This is a genomic window from uncultured Holdemanella sp. (assembly GCF_958348295.1).
Taxonomy (GTDB): domain Bacteria; phylum Bacillota_I; class Bacilli_A; order Erysipelotrichales; family Erysipelotrichaceae; genus Holdemanella.
In genome coordinates, this window is record NZ_CATVYQ010000035.1 from 1 (window position 1) to 23,774 (window position 23,774).

Below are 23,774 nucleotides of genomic sequence, written 5' to 3' on the forward strand. Positions count from 1 at the left end.
CACAACGGGATGTTTTTTTTGTATAGATGTATAAAAATTACGAGAAGTTGACGTTTAAATTAAATTCTGTACACATGTTTCATTACCTCACTTACAGGTAAATTGTACAAGTCTATTTGACATTAATGATGTCTATATCCTGTTTTATTAAATGTGTCTTATATATTAAGAAATTGGTTTCGGAGAAGATGAATTTGAAAATTTAAAAATGACCGAATTATCTGGGTTTAGAACTTTATTGGCATGACAAAACAGACTAATGGTAATAGCCTTGTTTAGTATGGAGTTCTTTTTTTTGTTATATCCTTCTTTTATACATTCGCATCATTTCATCAATACATCTTTTTCTGTATGTTCTGTCATTCTTTGAGTTTTCTAAAGGATTATAGGTATATTGCATTATAGATCCACATTTACATTGAATTGGATCTATGTTAAAAGAATCTATTAAATGTGTGCGGTATTTGAATTTATTTAGTTTGTTTTTAAGAGCTTTAGTTCTTGTTTCACGAGAATAATCCTTGTTCTTTTTGATTCCAAGAAGCGCATGTACTTTATCTAGAGTTTTCTTAGATGCATTGGCATAGAATCCATAATATCGAGTGGTTAAGAAATGGTAGTCTGGTATATGTATGATGAGACGATTTATAAAGTCGATCACATTGTCTGTGACATCATGACGTTTTTCATCCTTATGATCAAGGATTATAGGTATATTGCATTATAGATCCACATTTACATTGAATTGGATCTATGTTAAAAGAATCTATTAAATGTGTGCGGTATTTGAATTTATTTAGTTTGTTTTTAAGAGCTTTAGTTCTTGTTTCACGAGAATAATCCTTGTTCTTTTTGATTCCAAGAAGCGCATGTACTTTATCTAGAGTTTTCTTAGATGCATTGGCATAGAATCCATAATATCGAGTGGTTAAGAAATGGTAGTCTGGTATATGTATGATGAGACGATTTATAAAGTCGATCACATTGTCTGTGACATCATGACGTTTTTCATCCTTATGATCATTGTAGAACCAGCTGACAGTATTTGATTCTTTATTGTATTCTGTAATTCTATTTTCAGCCATGGCAGGTCTACCTGCATAGTGAATAAAGTAGTTTATGCAACCTTGAATATTTTTACTGTTATTGGAATCATTATTATCTGATTTAGATTTGGCATAGACATAGAAACCTTTTGGGTGTTCTTTATAGAGTCTGTTTCTTTCTTCTAGTTTACTCAATCCACCAGATTCAATGATGAGATGTATCAGCTGATATTGAAATGTTTTTCGAAGCCTAGAAAAATTGAAATGGTGGAACATTTTATGTTAGTTTGTTTTTTTGTGAATATACAAGTTCCGGTACAAGACAATGGATGTGTGGATTCCATTTAAGGTCCCTTCCAAAAGTATGTATAGTGGCAATCATGCCAAATTCATTACGAACAGGAATATCTTTGAATATATAATGAGTATTCCTTAATTGTTTCGTTTTCAGTTTCTTTAATAATGATCTATTCATAAGTATACATATTGTATTTCCAGCTGCAACAAACAATAGATTGAGTCTGGTACGATCCTGTCTGAACCAGTTTCTAAGTTCTTAAGGAACAGTAAAGACAATGTGTCTATGAGGACAGTCGAGACAAAAAGAAGTAGCCTTGGCTGCAAGCTGTTTGGCATATTTAACACCACAGGCATTACAAAATCTAGAATGACAAGAATGGGGGACGACATTCCAGTTGTCACAATCGGGACATTCAAATTGGTCAAAGCCAAGATAACATGTGTGGCAAAGAAGTGATCGTTCAACATTATCAAGAATGCATGGCCGAGCCTTACCGGAAGCATCTAATTTTCGAATGTAGTCAATATTATCGAAGAAGATGTTTTTGATGGGATGAATAAAATCAAAGTTTCTAACATCACAATCTAAAAGTGATAAAGTTTCAACTGGAATGTTTGAATGATAAGTAGTGTCCATATATTAATTATATGTGAATTTAATGTGAACATGTGAGAACATCGATAAAGATCACATATTCACATTAGTGATATAATGACACAAATAAAATAAATTATAAAGTCTCAAATCTATCTATTAAACCTGTTTTGAATATAGTATAATAGAGTCAGATAGAACAGGAGGACTTGTCTTATGAAGGTGTTTTCAATGTCGCAAAGAATCTATTATAAAGATTTAGAACCAGAAGCAGAATCCATCATTAAAAAGGATCTTGAACTGTATAATTGTATGCTTCATAAGGCATTCAAGATCTGTTTTGATCGTGCTTATAAAGATGTTACCTATTCAGAAACAGATCAAAGAATGATCAAGTCCTTCTATGGTACAAGTGATTATTTTCCTTTGTCTGCCATTAGTGAGGCCAAGGCCTTGGTGAAAAGTCTTAAATGTCTTGAAAAAGAAAATCAAGATATGATCAAGACTCGTATCAAAAAGATAGACAAGAAAATCAAAAAGAAGGAAAATCAATTGAAGAAGGCTTTAAAGGAAAAAGAGAAATTGATCAACAGATCCAAAAAAAAGAAATATACAGAAGAAGACTATCTGTATGAAGTACAGATCTTGGATCCAAATATCAAAAGATTGAAAAGCATCATTCGTAATCTAAAATTCAGAAGAAATCGTAATGAGTTCAAACTTAAAAGAAAGATGCCTTCTGTATGTTTTGGCGGTAAAAAGAACTTGAAAAATGGTGATTTAGAAACATATCGTTTTAAAAGAGCCAGAAGAATGTTGATTCCAGGAAGAAGACAGGGCAAGTATTCAAACAACCTTTTCAAATTAAATGTTGATACTGATATGTTGACCTATCGAAGTACTCAGAAAGACATCGTATTCAAAGTACAGTTTCATAAATACAAGAATGAATTGTATGCAAGAGTCAATGAAAAGCACGATTCACCTAATAAAGCAGTAGCCTATGAATTGATGGATTATGGTGAATACTTTATTGTGAAAGCTATATTTGAAAAACATATGAATCTTCCAAAGACAGATACATTGTATGGAGCAATAGGAATCGATATCAATGTGGACCATATAGCACTATGTGAAACCAATATGGATGGAAATATCGTATTGATCAAGAAGTATCCAATCCATAAAGAAAATACCAAGAACAAACGTAATGAAGAACTTTATCAGCTGGCCATTGAAATTATGGAATATTGTAAATCCAAGAAGAAAAGTCTAGTCGTTGAAGACTTGAATTTCAAGCAGTTGAAAACTAGGATGCTCTATCGCCCTAAAAAACAAAACAAAACATTATCGAGTTTTGCGTATAAAAAGATATTAGAAAAAGTAGAAAGAAAATGTTTGATGAATGAAGTGGATGTAATCAAAGTAGATCCAAAGAATACGAGTAAGATTGGAAAAGAAAAGTATACAAAAATCAAAGGACTGAGTGTACATTATTGTGCAGCCTATGTGATCAATCGAAGAGGCATGGGATTTGTGGATTAAATGAGGTAAATAATCAGAACCAGAAGTTTATGATATCTTACTGGATGATAGATACATAGATCATGGATGAAATTCTGAAGTATTTATAAAAAAAGCATACAATAAAAACTCCATCGATAAAGACTGAATGGATCGGGATACCGAATGATTCAGAAAGATGGAGTGGATATTGAAATGTTACCGGACGACTGGAAACGAACCGGGCACGTCATTTAGACGTGTGACTTTCCTTTGGAAAGTCTTTTCTTGTCTTAACTAAAAAGTGCAAACCAAAAACTTGAAATAAATAGGTAAATACTGTATTCTAACCTTTAGAGATTGTGAGGTGTTAGCGATGGGAATTCGACATCGTTTGACAGATTCTGAGCGCGATGATTTGACAAAAGATGTAGATGATTTAGATGCTGTCTACATGGAAAAATTAAGAAAAGATGGAATAGATGAAGATCTATTAGCTCAGTTTCGAGATTTAACTTTAGAATTAGAAAAGGATAAGAATAAAGATGAGTAAGAATTTAAATTTAATAATTATTGTCATAATGACATTGGTTTTTATATTTGTGCCAATCATTATGAAGAAAGTGGTATGGAAAAAATTATTATCTCAATTGGATAATGAACAATATGATGAATTCTATAAAACATTGGATTCAAATGCTTGTAAATTTTCATATCAAGCATTTAATCGTGAGTATATGCGTTTAAGTGGATACTTAGCACAAAGAAATGATGCTAAAATTGAAGAACAATTTGATTTATTGAAAAACATGCGTATTTCAAATAAACAAAAAGCAAGTGTTGCTTCTCGTGGATTCTATTATTACTTAGAAAAAGGTAAAATAAAAAAAGCAGAGGGTATGCTTTCTTATGGAAAAAGCTATGTTGATGAAAAATCATTTAAGAATATGCAAATTCAATTTAGCATTTTAATGAAGAAAGAAGCTAAATATATTGATGATTGTAAGGAAATCTTGAATAGTATGTGGGATGGTAAGTCAGAACTTGACAACAATAAGAAATTTCCTGTTGGCACAATGCAATATTTAATTGGACTTCAATATTCATATTTAAAAGATATCGATCATATGATGGAATATTTTAATCCGGCTTTAGAAAATTTAGCTGGTACTCCATATGAAGAAGATATTCGTCGTATTATGAATAATTTACACGTAAGCTAACCTTTTGGTTAGCTTTTTTTTTCATGTTTTGTATTGTATAATAAATAAATGAATTGGAGGACATTTTATTATGAAGTTATATAATAGTTATTCTCAAACCATTGAAGAATTAAAACCAATTGAAGAAGGAAAGATTTCTATGTATGTATGTGGACCTACAGTATATAACTATCCACATATTGGAAATGCTCGTCCTATCGTTGTATTTGATACATTAAAAAAAGCGTTGTCTGCACAAGGTTTTGATGTGACTTTCGCATCTAACTATACGGATGTAGATGATAAAATCATTAAAACGGCGATTGAACAGAATGTATCTGAAAAGGAAATTACAGATAAATTTATTGATGCCTATAATGATGTACGAAGAGGACTTCATGCAGATCTTCCAGATTATGCACCTCGCGTAACTGAAACAATGGATAAAATTATCGAGTTTATTGATAAAATGATTCAAAATGAATCTGCTTATCAAGTTGGAGGAGATGTTTATTTCCGTGTAAAAAGTGATGCAAAGTATGGAGAATTATCTCATCAAAGTATTGACGATTTAATGGTAGGTGCTCGTATTGATGAAAATGAAAAGAAGGAAAATCCACTTGATTTTACTTTATGGAAAGAAACAACAGAAGGAATTAAATGGGATTCACCATGGTCAAAAGGACGTCCAGGCTGGCATACAGAATGTGTTGTTATGATTCAGGATGTATTTAAGAAAACGTTGATCGATATTCATGGTGGTGGATTGGATTTAAAATTCCCTCATCATGAAAATGAAATTGCCCAATGTGAAGTATGCAACAACACTCATTTAGCAAATATCTGGGTGCATAATGGTATGATCAACATTAATGGTATTAAGATGTCTAAATCTTTAGGAAATGTATGGTGGGCTAAAGATTTGATTGAAAACCATGGAGGGAATCTAACACGTTGGTTAATGATTTCTACACATTATCGTGCACCACTTAATTTAAACGAAGAGGCTTTCACAACTTCAAAGAAAGAATTAGACAAGATTGCAGCAGCTTATAAACAAGCATGCGTAAAATTGGCATTATCAAGTGCTCAAGAAGCTACTACATTCGATGAAACATATACTGCATTTATGGATGCTTTAAATGATGATTTGAATACGCCAAACGCAATTAGTGTTGTTTATGAAGTGGTTAAGAAAATCAATCAGGCTGTACGTCAAAGAGAAATCGATGTTGAAAATTTATCTGTTTTAGTACATACATTAGAAAAGATGCTTTATATTTTAGGTATTGAATTTGAAAAAATCACAATGAGCGAAGAAGATAAAGAGATGTATCAAAATTGGAGAAATGCGGTTAAAGAAAAAGATTTCGAAACAGCCGATACACTTCGTCAAACATTGATTGAAAAAGGAATTCTGTAATGGAAATTGTAACAGAAAATGCGACAAGTCTTGCATGGATTGGTGATGCCGTTATGTCTTTGGCAGTACGTGAGCACCTATTGAGTTTGGGCTTTCGTAAGGCACATGTTCTACAGAAGAAAAATGCCGTTATTTGTAGTGCAAAAGGACAAGCCATTATGCTAAATAAGATGATGGAAGAAGATTTCTTTACAGAAGATGAAAAGACAATTTTAGCGCGTGGAAGAAATGCCACTATTCATTCAAAAGCTAAAAATGCGACACACAAAACATATTTAGAAGCTACCGCATTAGAATCGATGCTTGGCTATTTGTATTTATATGGACATCAAGAAAGACTAAAGGTTTGTCTTGATAAAATTATTGAAATAGGGGACAGTCTATGATCGTATATGGAAAAAATGTGTATTCTACACTTCAAAATGATATGGATTCAATTGAAAAAGTATATGTACTTCAAGGCTTGAAGGACGCAAAACTTTTGAAGTCGATCCAAAAATCAAATTTAAAAGTAGAATATTGTAATCGTGCAAAATTAGATAAGATTGCCAATACAACACATCATAATGGCGTGGCAGTTAAGGTTAGTGAAATTGAAACGTATAGTATTGAAGAAATAGTAGCGCGTGCCAAAAAGCCAGGTCTTCTTGTTGCCTTGGATGGAATTCAAGATCCACATAATGTAGGAGCAATTTTAAGAACATGTGATTGTGCAGGTGTCGATGGTGTTATTTTAACAAAACACAACAGTTGCGGCTTAACACCGACGGTTGTAAAGGCAAGTACGGGAGCTGCTTATACAGTGCCAGTTTCCATTGTCACGAATTTATCGCAAACACTTAGAAATTTAAAACAAAATGGATATTGGGTTGTTGGAACCGATATGAAAGAGGCTAGGGAATATCGTGAAGGTATGTATGATTCGCCAACTGTATTGGTTATTGGATCAGAAGGTCAGGGTATTTCAAATCTTGTAAAAAAACAATGCGATTATATGGTTTACTTACCAATGGTAGGAAGCATTACTTCATTAAATGCAAGTGTTGCAGCTGCTATCTTAATGTATGAAGTATATAATCAAAGAAATCCAAAAAAATAAGTCAATTTTTAAAAATTGGCTTTTTTAATGTCTTTTTCACATTGCCTATTTATAATGAAATTAGGTGATACTTATGAATATATATGAGAGCATATACTTAATTCAAATGAATGATTTTTATGAAATGAATAATTTAATACAATATTACAGGCCTATGGTTACAGAAATATGGGCTGATATATTTGTTCGTAAGACAAATACGATATTATGTGATAGAGATGAGTTTTATAGACATGCAGATTTATTGTTGTATCGTTGTATCTTTGAATATCGAATGGATCGAGTTTTAACATTTACTAGTTTTTATCGAAAATGTACAAAGAATAAAGCATATGATATTTTGCGCCAGGCATTACGAAAACAATGTTATTTAAATCAAGTAAATATTAGTTTAGATCAAAAAATCAAAGAAGATACAAACATGTATTATAATGGAGTTCAAATGACAGATTCTTTAGAAATACATGATATCGTAATTGATAAACTGATGTGGGAACACATTAAAAATCGGATTAGTAAAGTGTTTGGGAAAGAATATATTCAAATTATTAATTTACGTACGGAGGGATATACCTATCAATATATTGCCAAAGAGCTGGGATTAAGCTATTCAAAGGTCAATTTTATGTTTGAAAAGATAAAAAAATGGTATACGACAATTGACAGTTGAATGGTTTAAATGGTACATTTAATGAGTTAAGGAGCGTGAAGGAATTGGCAGATAAAGTTGTTTTGACGTGTACAGAGTGTTTATCAAGAAATTATACGACCCCAAAGAATAAGAAGACCAACACGCAACGTCTTGAAATTAAAAAGTATTGTCCAAAGTGTGGCAAACATACTTTGCATAAAGAAACAAAGTGAGGAATCCATATGAGTAAAGAAAAAAAGGAAAGAACATATTCTCCTTCAAAAGTGTTCAAAGAATTAAAAAATGTAAAATGGCCATCATTTAAAGAGTTAATGTCTTCAAGTGGATTGGTTGTTGTATTTACAGTATTGTTTGGTTTGTATTTCTTTGTTTGTGAGGTTTTATCAAGCGGTCTAGTTAAGATGATCGTTGGCGCATAGGGAGGAAATTATGGCAGAGTTAAAAAAAGAATGGTATGTAGTTAATACATATGTAGGTCAAGAAAATCGTGTAAAAGAAAATTTGGAACGTCGTATTAAAACTATGGGACTTGAAGATTTCTTGTTTCAAATCGTCGTTGCAGAAGAAAAAGAAATTGAATATAAAAATGGTAAACCAGTTGAAAAAACACACAATTTATTTTCTGGTTACTTGTTAGTACAAATGATCATGACAGATGAAGCATGGTATATTGTGCGTAATACACCAGGTGTAACTGGGTTTATCGGTTCTAGTGGAAAAGGTGCTAAACCATTCCCAGTAGCACAAGAAGAAGTAGATGCTGTTTTACGCCGCTTAGGACGTCAAGATGTAAACGTACAAGTTGACTTTGAAGTTGGAGACCGAGTTGAAATTACTAACGGGGCATTCAAAAATTCAGAGGGTGTTATTGAATCTATGGATGAAGAAAAGAAAGAAGCTACAGTTCTATTGATTTTATTTGGTCGTGAAACACCAACAGAAATCCCATACATGGATTTAAAGAAAGTCGACTAAGGCTTTCTTTTTTTTAGGTGAAATATGAAAACTTTAGTATTTGATTTAGATGGTACAATGTATCGTGGTACACAAATTATTGAAAGTGCCCACCAGTTTTTAGATTATTGTATTCTAAAGAAGATTCCATTTATTTTTTTGACAAATAATTCGATGCGTACGCCACAAGAAAATGTCAAACACATGGAAGATATGGGATACACAAATATTGAACCATCCATGTTTTATAACAGTGCTATGGCAGCTTGTCAATATGTTAAGAAACACTATGCCGGAAATAGGGCTTATTATATTGGAAAACAAGGTATGAAGAATGCACTAGATCAAGAAGGTTTTATGATTGATGATGAAAATCCAGATTTTGTCTTTATTGGATTGGATAAAGATGCCACTTACAAGTCATATTCAAAAGCATTGTCTTTGATTTTAAATGGAGCTAAAATCATTGGTACAAATAATGATCGTATCTTGGCAAAACCTGGCGGATTTGAAGTAGGTAATGGAAGTGTAGTCGATATGTTTGAGTATGCAGCCAATCAAAAATCACCTCGTATTGGTAAACCGAATCGAGCCATTCTTGATTTGTGTTTGGAATATTTTGGATTAAAAGAAAATGAAATCATATTGATTGGTGATAATCTAGAAACGGATATTAAACTTGGGTATGAACAAAATATTGAAACAGTACTTGTGCAGACGGGTGTTCATACAAAAGAAGATATCGAACAATTAAAAATTTATCCAACTCATGTAGTAAATACATTAATGGATTTAGTAGGCTATAATTTTGACTAGTATTTTTTATGAATTATTGATATAATCGAAATATCGTAGAAGGTGTGAGAAAAATGAAAGATATATTAAACGTGGTTTTAATGACATTATCTGGTGTTATTATTATATTAACATTATTGCAAAGTGGTAAATCAGACGGATTATCGGCTGCTTTTACAGGAAGTGGAGATTTGAACTTGTTTGCGGTACAAAAAGAAAGAGGACCTGAAAAAGTAATCTCTCGTTTAACTTTGGTTTGTGGAATTTTGTTCTTTGCGATTGTGATCGCATTGCAGATTGTGTAATTAAAAGACCGTTAAGGTCTTTTTTCTGTTTTAAAGGAGGAAAAAATGAAAGAAAAAATCATTCAATATTTAGAAGAAAAAAAAGAATGTAAAATACGTGATTTAGAAAAAATCGTTCGACCTAAGTCAAGTAAAGAATTTACAGAAATGGTGAAGTCTTTAAATGAGTTAGAAGATGAAAAATTGATTTATAACGATCATACAAGTTTGTATTTGATTGATGATATACATTTCATGGCTGGAAGCGCAAAAGATATTTCAAGATATGAAATTGCTGTCTTTAATGAAAACAATAAGGTGTATGTTCCGAAAAATAAAAAGATGAGGATCTTTGATAAAGATGAAGTGTTAGTTCGCTTAAAGCCAGAGCCATCTTTGATTAAAGTGTTTAATCATGGATTGACAAATATTACAGGAGTTATGATTGTAAAAAAGAAGAAAACATTCTTCTATAGCGATTTAGATTTACATTGTTCAATTCATGTGGTCAACGAAAAAGAATTTAGCTTTAAAAAACGTACAAAGGTTGTATGTCAAATTGTGAAATATGCAGATCCTTTACAAGTAAAAATTATTCAAGTTTTAGGACATCCAGACGATGCAGGTGTAGATATCAGCGCTATGCTTACTAGTAATCAAGTGCGTCAGGTATTTAATGGAAAGATTGTAAAGGAATGTAAAAGGATTCCTGCAAAAGTTCAAATGGATGAACTTGAAAATCGTAAAAATCTAAGAAATCTATTAACGGTTACTATTGATGGGGATGATGCCAAGGATTTTGATGATGCGATTTCTATTGTCAAAAATGAAAAAGGATATTTATTGTATGTGCATATTGCGGATGTTTCTCATTATGTAAAAGAAAACAGCGCATTAGATCAAGAAGCCTACTTAAGAGGAAACTCAATTTATGTATGTGACAGAGTTGTGCCAATGCTTCCGTTTGATTTGAGTAATGGAATTTGTTCTTTAAATCCAAATGTAGATCGACTCACAATTACTTGTGCTATGCAAGTGGATGAGAGGGGAAATCTATTGACATACAATGTTTTTCCAAGTGTGATTCACTCTGATAAGCGTTGTACATATAAAAAAGTGAATGCATGTTTAAATGGTGATGGAATTATATTGGAAGAATATTCTGAAGTAAAAGATTTGTTGTATACTCTAGAATCTTTAGCTAAATTATTAAAGAAACAATCTCATAATCGTGGATGCATTGATTTTAATACAAAAGAAGCAAAAATCCTTATGGACAAAAATGGATATCCAGTCGATGTTAAAGTCTTAGAACGTGGTTTTGCCGAACAAATGATTGAAGAATGTATGATTTTAGCCAATGTTTGTGTGGCTCACCATATGCATGTCAATAAAATTCCAAGCATGTATCGTGTGCATGAAAATCCAGATCCTAAAAAAGTGGCTACGATTTGTACGGTTGCGAATTCTTTACGTATTCCATTTGATTTTTATCCTGATGAAGTCAATGCTAGCCAAATTCAAAAGTTCTTAGAATCGATTCAAGATGAAAATGCCTATGAAGTTTTGTCTATGGTTTCGTTGCGCGCTATGCAGAAGGCTCGCTATGATGCACATTGTTTAGGACACTTTGGTTTGGCACTTGAAGAATATTGTCATTTCACAAGTCCAATTCGTCGTTATTCAGATTTAGTCGTACACCGCATGTTGCATGCATATTGTTTTAATGAGCAAAAGCGTACGCCATCAAATGATGAAAAGAAAATTGAGAAACAGGCTTTCCATATTTCGGAAAAAGAAAGAGATGCGATTATGATGGAAAGAATGGTTAATGACTATAAAAAAGCACAATACATGGAAAAACGTATAGGTCAAGTCTTTGAAGGAACAATTGTTGGTGTAATGAGCTTTGGTTTCTTTGTTGAAATGGATAATACGGTTGAAGGTCTTGTTCCAGTTCATACTTTATCAAATGATTTCTACGATTATGATGAGGATACTATGACTTTAAAAGGACAAACACATGGTAAAGTGTTCCAAATGGGTATGCGAGTACGTGTTGTTTGTACAGATGTCCAAAGAGAAAAAGGACAAGTGACATTTAGCTTGTTAGAAAGAAGAAATCATGATTAAGGGATTCACCATGTCGCATTTAAATGTGAGACACAAGAACAATTTGATGAAATGATTTATTTTTATCATGAATTACTTGGACTTCCTATTTTAAGAAAGTGAGATTCAGAAATTCATTTGGATTGTTTTAATAGTTGTATTGAAATCTTTTTGGATGGCACAAAACAGATCCTGTATTTCCTATTCGTGTAGCTTTTATTGAGGGTTTGCTTCATGAATCTATCGAATTGTTTTGTGAAAAGGCATAATCGGTAGGTTTTCTGTCCAAGTTGGTACTTGATTTGCACATAATTATTTCTTTGTTAGAATGGAATCAGTTAAACAAAGGAGTGATTGAAATGAATCAAGTTCAAGTTGTAAAATTAAATAAAAATTTCAATCTTTCTTTGTACATATGTAAACTGGGGTGAACTATCATTCCAGTTTTTCTGTGATTTCATGACAATAAAGGATGAGGAGGATGATTGAAATGGATCAGAATTTTAATAAGGTATTTTGGGATGCATGTGCAAATGGAGATTTCCCAATGGTTTGTTCTCAAATCAAAGCAGGGGCAGATGTAAACTATCAAAATGGTGATGGACGTACTGCATTGATGCGTGCAAGTAAACGTGATCGAAAAGATGTTGTGCAGGTTTTACTTGATAATGGGGCAGATGTGAATATTACAGATAATAAAGGGAAAACAGCTTTAATGACAGCTGCAAAAAAAGGTAATAAAACAATCTTAAAGGCTTTGATTGATGCAGGAGCAGATGTAAATGCCAAAGATGATAGAGGGCGTACAGCTTTAATGCGTGCATGTTTATTAGGACAAGATCGTTGTGTAGAAGTATTATTAGATGCTGGAGCAAGAATCAATGATCAAGATGAAGTAGGTCGTAGTGCATTGATGGAAGCTTGTATCGCATTTAAACGTGACACAATTCACTTATTACTTGAAAGAAACGCCGATGTGAATTTATTTGATAATAATGGTGTAACTGCATTGATGCGTGCTGCTTATGGAGGATATCCAAGCTTAGTAGAAAAATTATTGGCTTATGGAGCTGATAAAGATATGACAGATAAACAAGGTCGTGTTGCATTGGATTATGTTCGTGAACACTGTAGAGCTCAATTAGAGCCTATCTTAAGATGAGGTTAAGCGTATGAGAGATTATCAGAGTTTTGAAGTACGTAACGTAAGCGTAATCGGACATAGTGGAGCAGGAAAAACAAGTGTTCTAGAAGCTATGTTGTATTATACAAAGGCAACAGATCGTTTTGGAAAGACAACTGAAGGAAGTTCAATGATTGATTTTGATGCAGAAGAAATTCGTCGTGGACTTTCTGTTTATACAACTATTGTTCCAATTGAATGGGAAGATAGTAAGATCAATTTTATTGATACACCAGGTTATTTGGACTTTGTTGGTGAAAAACAAGGTGGTTTTTCGGTAGGTGATTCAAGTTTAATTGTAGTCAATGCCAAAGATCCTTTACAATCAGGAACAAAACTTGCGTATAAACAAGCCGTTGCTGAAAAGAAACCTACAATCTTCTTCATCAATAAATTAGATGAAGAACACACAAGCTTTGATGCTAGTTATCAAGCGTTGCGTGAAGAATTTGGTAAGAGCGTTATTCCATTTGAAGTTCCTATCGTTGAAGATGGTAAAATTGTTGGATCTGTAAATATCATTAAAAATAAAGCTTGGTATTACAGTCCAGAATTAGCGGATAAACCATGTCCAGTTCCAGAATCTATGCAAGAAGAAGTGGCTCTATATAAAGATCAGATTGCAGAAGCTGTAGCTATGGGGGATGATGAATTAATGGAAAAATTCTTCTCTGGTGAAGAATTTAGTGATGCAGAATTAAAACGTGGTGTACGTATTGGTGTGCGTAATGGAGAAATTTGTCCAGTATATTCTGGTAGTGCAGTTAATTCAATTGGTATTCAACGTTTGATGGATTTAATCGTTAGTTATTTCCCAACATATTCAGAAAGAGGTATGTATACAGCTACAACTCCAAATGGTGTTAAAGTGGAATTGTTGACAAGTGAAACGGAAGTTTTAACAGCACAAGTTTTCAAAACAATTGTGGACCCATTTGTTGGAAGAATTAGTTATGTAAAAGTATTGAGTGGTGTACTTGCAGCTGATAGTACTGTAGTGAATGCCAATAATGGTAAACCAGAAAAAATCAGTCAAATCTATATCGTTAAAGGTAAACACCAGACAGCAGCTGGTAAATTATTTACAGGAGATATTGGTGCTTTAGTAAAACTACAAAATACTAGAACAAACGATACATTGTGTGATAAAGGTAAATTGTTGATGGCAGATCCAATCACATTCGATACGCCAATGTATGGTCAGGCTGTTTTACCTAAGACTAAAAATGATGAAGATCGTTTATCAAATGGTCTTGCTCGTTTACAAGAAGAAGATCCAACATTTAAAGTGGTGAATAATCCGGAAACAAAAGAAACAGTGATTTATGGTGTTGGCGATCAACATTTAGATGTTATTGTGAATAAATTAAATTCTAAATTTAAAGCCGAAGTTGTCTTAAGTGATCCAAAGATTACTTATCGTGAAACCATCACAAAGACAGCGGTTGGTGAAGGTCGTCATAAAAAACAATCGGGTGGACACGGACAATTTGGACATGTATTTGTAGAATTTAGTCCTAATCCTGATGAAGAAGAAATGGTATTTGCAGAAAAGGTATTTGGTGGAGCTGTTCCTAAACAATATTTCCCAGCTGTTGAAACAGGTCTTCGTGAATGTTGCCAAAAGGGTCCTTTAGCAGGATATAAGATGGTAAATGTAAAAACTACATTGTTAGATGGTAAATATCATGATGTTGACTCAAGTGAAATGGCATTTAAGATGGCAGCTCACTTAGCTTATAAAGATGCGATGACAAAAGTTCGCCCAATCTTATTAGAACCAATCATGAATGTCAAGATTCGTGTTCCAGATGAATTTACAGGTGCTGTCATTGGTGATTTGAACAAGCGTAGAGGTTCAATCATGGGTATGACTCCAGTGGATTCAGATCAAGAAATTGATGCACAAGTTCCAATGGCAAACATGTCTAGATATTGTGTTGAACTTAGAAGTATGACAACTGGTTTAGGAACATATACAATGGAAATGGACCGTTATGATCCAGTACCAGAACCTTATGCTTCAAGAGTGATTGAAGAGAGCAAGAAAGAAAAAGAATAGGACATACGTAAAAAGACAGCAGAAAACGGCTGTCTTTTTCTATAGGATGTCAAAATGTTTTAGTGCACTGACTATTCCATCTTCTTGTACAGAATCTGTTATGTAGTCAGCTATAGCTTTAACGTCATCTTTGGCATTACCCATCGCAACACCAGTACCAACATATTTCAACATAGAGATATCATTCCCGCCATCACCAAAGGCCATGGCTTCCTCTTTGTTGAAATTGAAGTATTCCAATATCTTTTGAATACCTATATCTTTTCCACCATTACATGGAATAATGTCACAAGCTTTATCCCACCAACGAGCCACTTTTAATGTGGTTGTGTTTTCTAGAATCAATTCATCTTGATCTTCTGTAGTCGCAATCATCATTTGATAAATTTCTTCTTCCATAAAATTATTAAATTCATCAAGTACATGAACATGTTGGTTGGCAATCATGAAATATTCTTCTAAGATTTCATCATCAAAATTACATCCCATCTTATTGATTCCAGCTAGAGTAACAGCTTTATTTAATTTCTTGGCATTATCTACAAATATTTGAATATCCTTCTTATCCATGGGATTCTTGTAAATCAATTCGTTAGGTGTGAAACAATAGGAGCCATTAAAAGAAAGTACTCCATCAAATTCGATGCCATGAAATTTAGGTACGACAAATGGTGGCCTTCCTGTGGCTAAAAAGATTTTAATCCCTTTCTTTTTTACTTCATTCAGCGCAATAATCAATTCTTGGTGCATTTCTTTTTGACCAAGTTCTAAAAGTGTTCCATCAATATCAAAAAATAATATTTTAATCATAATTCATTCTCCATTCTTTCATATTTTAGCATTATTTTGGAAAAATCATGAAAATTCTTGTATAATACAGAAATCAGGGAGGGAATATATGAGTACATTTAAGCGTTTTTTACAATATTATAAACCATATAAAGGGATTTTCTTTATGGATCTATTTTGTGCACTTATTATGTGTGTTGTTGATCTATCGTTTCCTTTGATTCTAAGTTATTGTACCGGAAAATTCTTTTTGAAATCATCGAATGAAATTTTAAAAGGAGTTCTTTTTTTAGGTATAGGTTTACTTATTATGTATGTAATACGAGCATTGTGTCGTTATTATGTGAGTTGTCAAGGCCATGTGATGGGAGCCAACATGGAAAGTGATATGCGTCAAGATTTATTCAATCAATACCAACGTTTATCTTTCTCTTATTATGATAAGCACAATACAGGGGTTATGATGTCTCGTGTCGTTTCAGACTTATTTGATATTTGTGAGTTTGCGCATCATGGACCTGAAAACTTATTTATTTCATTATTTAAAATTGTCGGATCTTTCATTATTTTAGCTACAATCTATTGGCCATTGGCATTGATTCTTTTAGCTGTGACGATCGTGATGATGGCTTTTTCTTATTCACAAAATAAGAAGATGCGAAGAACCTTTATGGAAAACAGAAAGAAGATTGGTAGTGTAAATGCAAGTCTTCAAGATTCTTTGGGTGGTATTCGTGTTGTACAATCTTTTGCGAATGAGGATATTGAAATTGATAAATTTAACCATTCGAATATGGAATTTTTGGAATCAAAAAAAGACAATTATCGGGTTATGGGTACTTTTCAAGGTGGAAATAATTTCTTTCAAGGACTTTTATATGTCACAATTATTGTGTTTGGCGGTTTGTTTATCGCAAATGGGGATTTAAATCCAATCGTACTTGCGACATTTGCTCTATATATTAATGTTTTTGTATCGCCGATTGAAGTATTAGTTGAATTTACAGAAATGTTCCAAAAGGGATTCTCTGGATTTAGACGTTTTGAAGAAGTTATGAATGAAATTCCTGAAATTCAAGATTCTAAAAATGCCAAGGATTTAAAAAATGTTTCTGGAAATATTGATTTTGATCATGTGTCTTTCCAATATAATGAGAATGAAAAGGTGATTGACGATGTAAATCTACATATCAAAGCAGGAGAAAAAATTGCCTTGGTTGGACCTAGTGGCTCTGGTAAGACTACACTTTGTTCATTGTTATCTCGTTTTTATGATGTCACAAACGGTTCCATCTCAATTGATGGTCAAAATATTAAAGATGTGACTTTAAAATCTCTTCGTTCAAATATTGGTTTAGTTCAACAAGATGTATATTTGTTTACAGGAACGATTGAACAAAATATCGCTTATGGAAGGCCTGACGCAAGCCATGAAGAAATCGTAAAGGCAGCTAAAAAAGCGAATATCCATGATTTTATTATGTCTTTACCAGAAGGGTACGATACTTTCTGTGGAGAAAGAGGTACGCGTTTATCAGGTGGTCAAAAACAACGTATTTCGATTGCACGTGTTTTCTTGAAGAATCCTAAGATTTTGATTTTGGATGAAGCAACAAGTGCTTTGGATAATGAGAGTGAGCGAATTATTCAAAAGAGTCTAGAAGATTTAAGTAAGGATCGCACTTGTATTACAATTGCCCATCGTTTATCTACGATTCGCAATGCCGATGAGATTGTCGTAATCGATGCAACGGGTATGCATGAGCGTGGAACGCATGATGAATTGATGAAATTAAATGGTACTTATGCGAAATATTATAAGCTTCAATTTGAGGGCTTAAATTAGCAGGCATGCAAATGTCTGCTTTTCTTGTATCTTTGAAAAAAAAGTGTTAAAATTTTATCTGTAGATGAAAGCGTTTTTCGCTTGTTTTAGGAGGAATTTATCATGTTAAAAGGGATAGCAGCAAGTGCTGGTGTATCTGTAGCTAAAGTTTACAAATTAGAAACACCAAAAGTTGTTATTGAAAAAAAAGCTGGAGTAGCTGAAGAAGAAGTAAAAAAATTCGAGGATGCTCTAGAACAAACTAAAAAAGATATCGAAGGAGTAAAAGAAAGAGCAGCTAAACGTTTAAGTGACGAAGAATTAGCTGTATTTGATGCTCACTTAATGATGGCTGGTGACCCTGAATTAGCTGGTCAAATTAAAGCCATGATCGAAAATGATGGCGTAAATGCTGAATATGCGACTGAACAAGTAGCTAATCAAATGGTTGAAATGTTCGAAAGCATGGATAATGATTATTTCCGTGAAAGAGCAGCTGATATTAAAGATGTTACTTTCCGTTTAAAATGTAACTTATTAGGATTGACAATTCCTGATTTAACAAGTATTGATGAAGATTCAATTATCGTTGCTCACGATTTGACTCCAAGTGATACAGCTCAGTTAAATGAATTTGTTAAAGGTTTCGCTACTGAAATCGGTGGTAAAACTTCTCACTCAGCTATCATGGCTAACTCATTGGAAATCCCTGCAGTTGTAGGATGCCCAGGTGTATGTGATGCATGTAAAACGGGTGATACTTTGGCATTAGATGCATTAGATGGTGTTGTTGAAATCAATCCTGATGAAGAAACAATTGCTAAATATGAAGCTAAAGCAGCTGCTTACTTAAAAGAAAAAGAAGAATTAAAAGTATTGAAGAACGAAAAATCTGTAACTACAGATGGACACGAAGTTGAACTTGCTGGTAACATCGGTGGATTCAAAGATGTTGAAGGTGTATTAACTAATGGTGGTGAAGGTGTCGGATTATTCCGTACAGAATTTTTATACATGGATTCAGATCACTTCCCAACAGAAGATGAACAATTCGAAGCATACAAACAAGTATTAGAAGGTATGCAAGGTAAAAAAGTTGTTGTTCGTACATTAGACATCGGTGGAGATAAACACTTATCTTACTATGAGTTCCCTCAAGAAATGAACCCATTCTTAGGATATCGTGCAATTCGTCTTTGCTTAAAAGAAACAGATATCTTCAAAACTCAATTACGTGCATTATGCCGTGCATCTGTTTATGGAAGACTTTGCATCATGTTCCCAATGATCGCAACTGTTAAAGAATTCCGTGACGCAAAAGCTATCTTTGAAGAAGTTAAGGCTGAATTAGTTGCTGAAGGTGTTGCAGTTAGTGACAGCATTGAAGTTGGTATGATGGTTGAAATTCCAGCTGCTGCGGTTCTTGCTGATCAATTCGCTAAATATGCAGACTTCTTCTCAATTGGTACAAATGATTTGATCCAATACTCAATGGCTGCTGACCGTATGTCTGAACACGTTTCTTACTTGTATCAACCATACAACCCAAGTGTATTACGTTTAGTTGCTAACACAATTAAAGGTGCTCACGAACACGGTAAATGGGTTGGTATGTGTGGAGCCATGGCTGGTGAACCACATGCAGTTCCTATTCTTTTAGGTTTAGGTCTTGATGAATTCTCAATGAGTGCTACTCAAATCTTAAAGGCTCGTAAGGTTGTTAAATCTTTAAGCTATGAAGAAATGCAAGGCTTAGCTCAAGAATGCTTAAATAAAGACACTGCTGATGAAGTTTTAGAAACAGTTAAAACTAAATTGGGTGAATAATTAGATTCGGGGTTCTATTGAACCCCCTTTTATTTTGTAGGGGGAATATATGAAGCTTATATGGAAATATTTAATGAAATATAAGAAATGGTTTTTGTTGGATTTTATAAGTGTATTCGGGTTTGCCCTTGTAGAACTAGGAATTCCAACCATCATTTCAGATATGATTGATCATGGTATTGAAACACATGATACAGCTTATTTATATGGTCGTTTTGGAATTATGGCTTTCATTAGTGTGATTGGTGTAAGTGGAGTTGTGCTACTTGGATATTGCTGCTCAAAAATATCCACAAATATTACGCGTGATATTCGTAATGATGTGTTTAAGCATTCGCAATCTTTTTCTGCAGCTGAAATGGAAAAGTTTGGTGTATCCAGTATGATTACACGTACCAATAATGATGCCTATCAAATTATGTTATTTTTAAATGTCATCTTAAAATCCGCATTATTAACACCGGTTATGATGTGTGTCTCTGTTATGTTGATTTTACAAATATCTTTACAACTTTCTTATGTGGTCTTAGCTACAATTCCTGTTGTTATTTTAGGTGTGATCATTGTTGCTAAAGTGAGTGAACCATTGAGTGAGAATCAACAAAAGTCGATTGACCATATTAATCAAATTCTTAGAGAAAATATTACAGGTATTCGAGTAATTCGTTCTTTTAATAAAGAGGATTATGAAAAGAAACGTTTCTCGAGTGAAAATGATTTCTATCGCGATCAAAGCGCAAAATTATTTAAATTGATGTCTTGTACAGAACCATCTTTTTTCTTTTTGATGAATATCGCTACAGTCATTGTATATTATTTAAGTTGCACTTTATTAAACACAAATGCCATCACTTTAGGAAATGTAGTTGCCTTTGTTGAATATTTATTCCACGTTATGATGTCTGTATTGATATTCTGTATGGTATTTATGATGTATCCTAGAGCCAATGTATCGGCTAAGCGTATCATGGAAGTGTTGGATACAAAACCAAGTATTGTCAATGATAAAGATTGTATCCAGTTGGATTCTATTCAAACATTAAGTTTTAAAGATGTTAGTTTTTCTTATCCAAATGGTGAAGAAGCTGTTTTAAAGAATATTGACTTTTCATGTCATAAAGGACAAAAAATTGCGGTGATTGGAAGTACAGGTTCTGGTAAGAGTACGTTAGTAAAATTGATGAATCGATTTTATGATGTAAGTCGTGGATCAATTGAAATCAATGGTGTAGATATTCGTAAGTATGATTTAGAGAGTTTGCGTGCTCAAATTGGATATGTAGCTCAAAAGGCGCATATGTTTAAGGGAAGTATTAAATCGAATATTTGTTTTGGAAAACCAGAGGCAAGTGATGAAGAAATGCATCATGCAGCTCGTGTCGCTCAGGCAAGTGACTTTATTTCTAAAAGAGAAAATGGGTACTTGGATGAAATTGCAGAGGATGGAACAAATATTTCGGGTGGACAGAAACAAAGACTTTCGATTGCTCGTGTCATCTTAAAGAAGCCTTCCCTTTATATTTATGATGATAGTTTTAGTGCTTTAGATTTTAAAACGGATGCTACACTAAGAAAAGCCTTAAAACCAGAAGTGAAGGATGCGATCTTTTTTGTGGTTGCCCAAAGAATTTCAACAATCATGGATTCGGATATGATCATCGTCTTAGATGAAGGACAAATTATTGGATTAGGTACGCATTTAGAACTTTTAAAGAATTGTAGTGTGTATCAAGAAATTGCCCATTCGCAATTGACACAAAAGGAGTTGGATGATTATGAAAGAAACTAAGAAAATGAAGTTTAGTGAATGCTTATCCCATCTTTTTGTGTTTGTTAAACCTTATCGTTTTAAGTTGTTGTTTGGAATTTTAATGGTCATCACAGCCCAGGTGACATTCGCATTAAATCCAACTGTTGAAGGTATGATCACAACCCAGCTTGCATCCGATATTTCTTCACATCAGCCAATTCAGATAGATAAAGTTGTACATATTTTATGTATCTTATTTACAATTTATATTGTGAAGACAATATCTCAATTTTTAATGGCCATCTTTATGACCGATGCGATTCAGAAGACGATGTTTGATGTACGTAATGCGATTGAGGATAAAATTCATCATTTACCAGTATCTTATTTTGATCAAGAAAAAACGGGAGAGTTATTATCCCGTATCACAAATGATGTGGATACATTATCGAATGCGCTGCAACAAACTTTATCACGAGTAATTTCTGCAGTCTGTACATTTACTTTTGTATTATTTATGATGTTTAGAATCAATGTGCTTATGACATGCATTATTTTAGTGGCATTGCCTGTTATCGCACTTCTTTCAAAATTTGTAGTAAAAAAATCACAGCCTCTATTTGATGATCAACAAAATACATTGGCTGATTTAAATGGTACAATCAATGAATTGTACGATGGATATAATGAGATTCTTTCTTATAATCAACAAGAACATGCTCTAAAACGCTTTGAAAAAGATAATGAGAGAATGCGTGTATCTAGTTTTAAGGCACAATTTGTATCAAGTTTGATCAATCCATTATGTTCTTTGATTACTTATCTAAGTATTGGATGTGCTAGTCTTGTTGGATGTCTTCAAGTGTTAAATGGAACAATCGCATTAGGTCAACTACAAGCTTTTATTCGATATATTTGGCAAATCAATGATCCAATCTCACAAATATCGCAATTATCGAGTGCCGTACAATCGGCCTTTAGTGCGATGTCACGTTTATTTACTTTTTTAAATCAACCAATTGAAGAGGATGTTGTATCTAAATGTCAAATTGATGAAGTACGTACCATTGAATTTGAGCATGTACAATTTGGATATGATGACAATCTACTTATGAAAGATGTAAATATTGATGTACATCAAGGGCAAACCATCGCAATCGTAGGTCCTACAGGAGCCGGTAAGACGACATTGACAAATTTATTGTTGCGTTTCTATGATGTGAAGGGTGGAAGTATTAAAATCAATGGAATCGATATTCGTGAATTGTCATATCATGATTTAAGAAAACTTTTTGCGTTAGTACTACAAGATACATGGTTATTTGAGGGTAGTATTGAACAAAATATTGCGTATGGAAATGAGAAGGCGTTAAAGAATGAAATTGTAGAAGCCGCAAAACAAGCTAATGTCCATCACTTTATACGTACTTTAACCGATGGCTATGATACTTTGATCAATGAAGAAGGTAGCAATGTTTCTCAAGGTGAAAAACAATTATTGACAATTGCACGTGCTCTATTAAAGAATCCGGAAGTCTTAATTTTAGATGAAGCTACGAGTAGTGTAGATACAAGACTTGAAAGACGTCTTCAAGGTGCAATGGATCGAGTCATGGAAAATCGTACATGTTTTGTGATTGCACACCGTTTATCTACAATTATCAATGCGGATAAGATTCTTGTGCTTGAACATGGAGATATTGTAGAACAAGGAAGTCATGAAGAATTATTGAATATGAATGGAGTTTATGCAAGATTGTATAATGCTCAGTTCGCAAAATAAAGAGTCTGATCAGTTCAGACTTTTTTTGATGCCTGCGGCAATGGCTGTCGCAATATTTTTTGTATAATTTTTAAGATAATATAAATCGGAGTCATCCGATATAAAGCCAGCTTCAATCAAAATGGCATCCACTTTGTTGTTTTTGACAACATACAAAGGTGTTTCATTTGTATCTAATAAGCCTCGATTGGTTGAATAATCGAGTTTATCGAGTTGCTTAAGAATGGAGTTGGACACTTTCAAAGTGTTCTTGTTGTTGAAATCACAATAAATTTCATATCCATTGGCTTCATATTCACTTGAATTTAAATGTATGGATACAAAGAAATCGGCATTCTTTTTCTTTGCTAAATCACAACGTGCTTGTAAATCCTTCTTATTATTGCTTGGCCAAGAAACTGAATCACTTGTACGTGTATATACAACTTTGTAGCCATAGGACTTGAGTTGTTTTCCAACAAGTAAAGCGATATCTAAATTGATGTCTTTTTCATAATCACCATAAAAACTTTCAGCCCCTACATCATATCCTCCATGTGCTGATTGTAGTTTACGCAAATTGTGATATGTATTCCCCAGTATATATGGGG

Annotated in this window: 25 protein-coding genes; 19 read left to right on the top strand and 6 right to left on the bottom strand. The window is 33.2% G+C overall.

Annotation, left to right across the window (positions count from 1 at the left end):
• Positions 1 to 298: 298 nt before the first annotated feature.
• The 4 genes from Q3907_RS07270 to Q3907_RS07280 all read right to left on the bottom strand — a co-directional run bounded on the left by Q3907_RS07270 (position 299) and on the right by Q3907_RS07280 (position 1,983).
• The gene (locus Q3907_RS07270; protein ID WP_367881499.1) at positions 299 to 715 is read right to left on the bottom strand and encodes a transposase; all 417 of its coding nucleotides are present in this window, start codon (positions 713 to 715) and stop codon (positions 299 to 301) included.
• The gene (locus tag Q3907_RS07275; RefSeq protein ID WP_301897819.1) at positions 699 to 1,322 is read right to left on the bottom strand and encodes a transposase; all 624 of its coding nucleotides are present in this window, start codon (positions 1,320 to 1,322) and stop codon (positions 699 to 701) included. Before Q3907_RS07275 ends, Q3907_RS07270 begins: the two co-directional genes overlap by 17 nt.
• 1 nt (position 1,323) lies before the next feature.
• A complete protein-coding gene (locus tag Q3907_RS10720; protein ID WP_367881498.1) occupies positions 1,324 to 1,521 on the bottom strand; it encodes a transposase in 198 nt (65 codons plus the stop codon).
• 81 nt (positions 1,522 to 1,602) lie between these two features.
• Positions 1,603 to 1,983, bottom strand: a complete 381-nt coding sequence (locus Q3907_RS07280; protein ID WP_301897820.1) for a transposase zinc-binding domain-containing protein — start codon at positions 1,981 to 1,983, stop codon at positions 1,603 to 1,605.
• A gap of 174 nt (positions 1,984 to 2,157) precedes the next feature.
• On the opposite strand from Q3907_RS07280, the gene Q3907_RS07285 reads away from it, so the two are divergent.
• The 15 genes from Q3907_RS07285 (at position 2,158) to fusA (ending at position 15,210) form a co-directional block, all read left to right on the top strand.
• A complete protein-coding gene (locus tag Q3907_RS07285) occupies positions 2,158 to 3,486 on the top strand; it encodes an IS200/IS605 family accessory protein TnpB-related protein (RefSeq protein WP_301897821.1) in 1,329 nt (442 codons plus the stop codon).
• 334 nt (positions 3,487 to 3,820) lie between these two features.
• Positions 3,821 to 3,997, top strand: coding sequence for a hypothetical protein (locus tag Q3907_RS07290; RefSeq protein ID WP_295561719.1), 177 nt, complete (start codon positions 3,821 to 3,823; stop codon positions 3,995 to 3,997).
• Entirely contained in the window at positions 3,990 to 4,667 is a 678-nt protein-coding gene (locus Q3907_RS07295) for a hypothetical protein (RefSeq protein WP_295647131.1), read from the top strand. Before Q3907_RS07290 ends, Q3907_RS07295 begins: the two co-directional genes overlap by 8 nt.
• 70 nt (positions 4,668 to 4,737) lie before the next feature.
• Entirely contained in the window at positions 4,738 to 6,069 is a 1,332-nt protein-coding gene (gene cysS / locus Q3907_RS07300) for a cysteine--tRNA ligase (protein ID WP_301897822.1), read from the top strand.
• Positions 6,069 to 6,455, top strand: a complete 387-nt coding sequence (locus tag Q3907_RS07305) for a Mini-ribonuclease 3 (protein WP_003866025.1) — start codon at positions 6,069 to 6,071, stop codon at positions 6,453 to 6,455. Before cysS ends, Q3907_RS07305 begins: the two co-directional genes overlap by 1 nt.
• The gene (rlmB, locus tag Q3907_RS07310; RefSeq protein ID WP_301897823.1) at positions 6,452 to 7,168 is read left to right on the top strand and encodes a 23S rRNA (guanosine(2251)-2'-O)-methyltransferase RlmB; all 717 of its coding nucleotides are present in this window, start codon (positions 6,452 to 6,454) and stop codon (positions 7,166 to 7,168) included. Before Q3907_RS07305 ends, rlmB begins: the two co-directional genes overlap by 4 nt.
• Positions 7,169 to 7,241: 73 nt before the next feature.
• Positions 7,242 to 7,838 carry a hypothetical protein gene (locus Q3907_RS07315; RefSeq protein ID WP_301897824.1) on the top strand — a complete coding sequence of 199 codons (597 nt, stop codon included), beginning with the start codon at positions 7,242 to 7,244 and terminating at the stop codon, positions 7,836 to 7,838.
• A 44-nt stretch (positions 7,839 to 7,882) separates the two neighbouring features.
• Positions 7,883 to 8,032, top strand: a complete 150-nt coding sequence (gene rpmG, locus Q3907_RS07320; RefSeq protein ID WP_117571901.1) for a 50S ribosomal protein L33 — start codon at positions 7,883 to 7,885, stop codon at positions 8,030 to 8,032.
• Positions 8,033 to 8,041: 9 nt separating this feature from the next.
• Positions 8,042 to 8,239, top strand: a complete 198-nt coding sequence (gene secE, locus Q3907_RS07325; protein WP_301897825.1) for a preprotein translocase subunit SecE — start codon at positions 8,042 to 8,044, stop codon at positions 8,237 to 8,239.
• A 10-nt stretch (positions 8,240 to 8,249) separates the two neighbouring features.
• Entirely contained in the window at positions 8,250 to 8,795 is a 546-nt protein-coding gene (gene nusG / locus Q3907_RS07330) for a transcription termination/antitermination protein NusG (RefSeq protein ID WP_295561490.1), read from the top strand.
• 24 nt (positions 8,796 to 8,819) lie between these two features.
• Positions 8,820 to 9,590, top strand: a complete 771-nt coding sequence (locus Q3907_RS07335) for an HAD-IIA family hydrolase (protein ID WP_295561489.1) — start codon at positions 8,820 to 8,822, stop codon at positions 9,588 to 9,590.
• Positions 9,591 to 9,643: 53 nt separating this feature from the next.
• A complete protein-coding gene (gene secG, locus Q3907_RS07340; RefSeq protein ID WP_256268368.1) occupies positions 9,644 to 9,874 on the top strand; it encodes a preprotein translocase subunit SecG in 231 nt (76 codons plus the stop codon).
• Positions 9,875 to 9,919: 45 nt separating this feature from the next.
• Positions 9,920 to 11,986 (top strand): ribonuclease R, encoded by a 2,067-nt coding sequence (gene rnr / locus Q3907_RS07345; RefSeq protein ID WP_301897826.1) that lies wholly within the window; start codon positions 9,920 to 9,922, stop codon positions 11,984 to 11,986.
• A gap of 469 nt (positions 11,987 to 12,455) precedes the next feature.
• Complete coding sequence (locus Q3907_RS07350; RefSeq protein WP_040466503.1) at positions 12,456 to 13,127, top strand: ankyrin repeat domain-containing protein; 672 nt, start codon at positions 12,456 to 12,458, stop codon at positions 13,125 to 13,127.
• 10 nt (positions 13,128 to 13,137) lie between these two features.
• Positions 13,138 to 15,210: an elongation factor G gene (fusA, locus tag Q3907_RS07355; RefSeq protein WP_301897827.1), complete on the top strand. Its 2,073-nt coding sequence runs from the start codon at positions 13,138 to 13,140 to the stop codon at positions 15,208 to 15,210.
• A 39-nt stretch (positions 15,211 to 15,249) separates the two neighbouring features.
• Here fusA and Q3907_RS07360 read toward each other — a convergent pair whose 3' ends face one another.
• On the bottom strand, positions 15,250 to 16,020 hold the full coding sequence (locus Q3907_RS07360; protein ID WP_301897828.1) for a Cof-type HAD-IIB family hydrolase: 771 nt from the start codon (positions 16,018 to 16,020) through the stop codon (positions 15,250 to 15,252).
• A gap of 88 nt (positions 16,021 to 16,108) precedes the next feature.
• On the opposite strand from Q3907_RS07360, the gene Q3907_RS07365 reads away from it, so the two are divergent.
• From Q3907_RS07365 to Q3907_RS07380, 4 genes are all read left to right on the top strand, one after another.
• Complete coding sequence (locus Q3907_RS07365; protein ID WP_301897829.1) at positions 16,109 to 17,845, top strand: ABC transporter ATP-binding protein; 1,737 nt, start codon at positions 16,109 to 16,111, stop codon at positions 17,843 to 17,845.
• Positions 17,846 to 17,947: 102 nt separating this feature from the next.
• Positions 17,948 to 19,651, top strand: coding sequence for a phosphoenolpyruvate--protein phosphotransferase (gene ptsP / locus Q3907_RS07370; RefSeq protein ID WP_003864133.1), 1,704 nt, complete (start codon positions 17,948 to 17,950; stop codon positions 19,649 to 19,651).
• A 49-nt stretch (positions 19,652 to 19,700) separates the two neighbouring features.
• The gene (locus tag Q3907_RS07375; protein WP_301897830.1) at positions 19,701 to 21,440 is read left to right on the top strand and encodes an ABC transporter ATP-binding protein; all 1,740 of its coding nucleotides are present in this window, start codon (positions 19,701 to 19,703) and stop codon (positions 21,438 to 21,440) included.
• Complete coding sequence (locus tag Q3907_RS07380; RefSeq protein WP_301897831.1) at positions 21,421 to 23,184, top strand: ABC transporter ATP-binding protein; 1,764 nt, start codon at positions 21,421 to 21,423, stop codon at positions 23,182 to 23,184. Before Q3907_RS07375 ends, Q3907_RS07380 begins: the two co-directional genes overlap by 20 nt.
• 9 nt (positions 23,185 to 23,193) lie before the next feature.
• On the opposite strand, the gene Q3907_RS07385 is transcribed toward Q3907_RS07380, so the two are convergent.
• The coding region (locus tag Q3907_RS07385; protein ID WP_301897832.1) for an N-acetylmuramoyl-L-alanine amidase at positions 23,194 to 23,774 on the bottom strand (581 nt) is incomplete at its 5' end.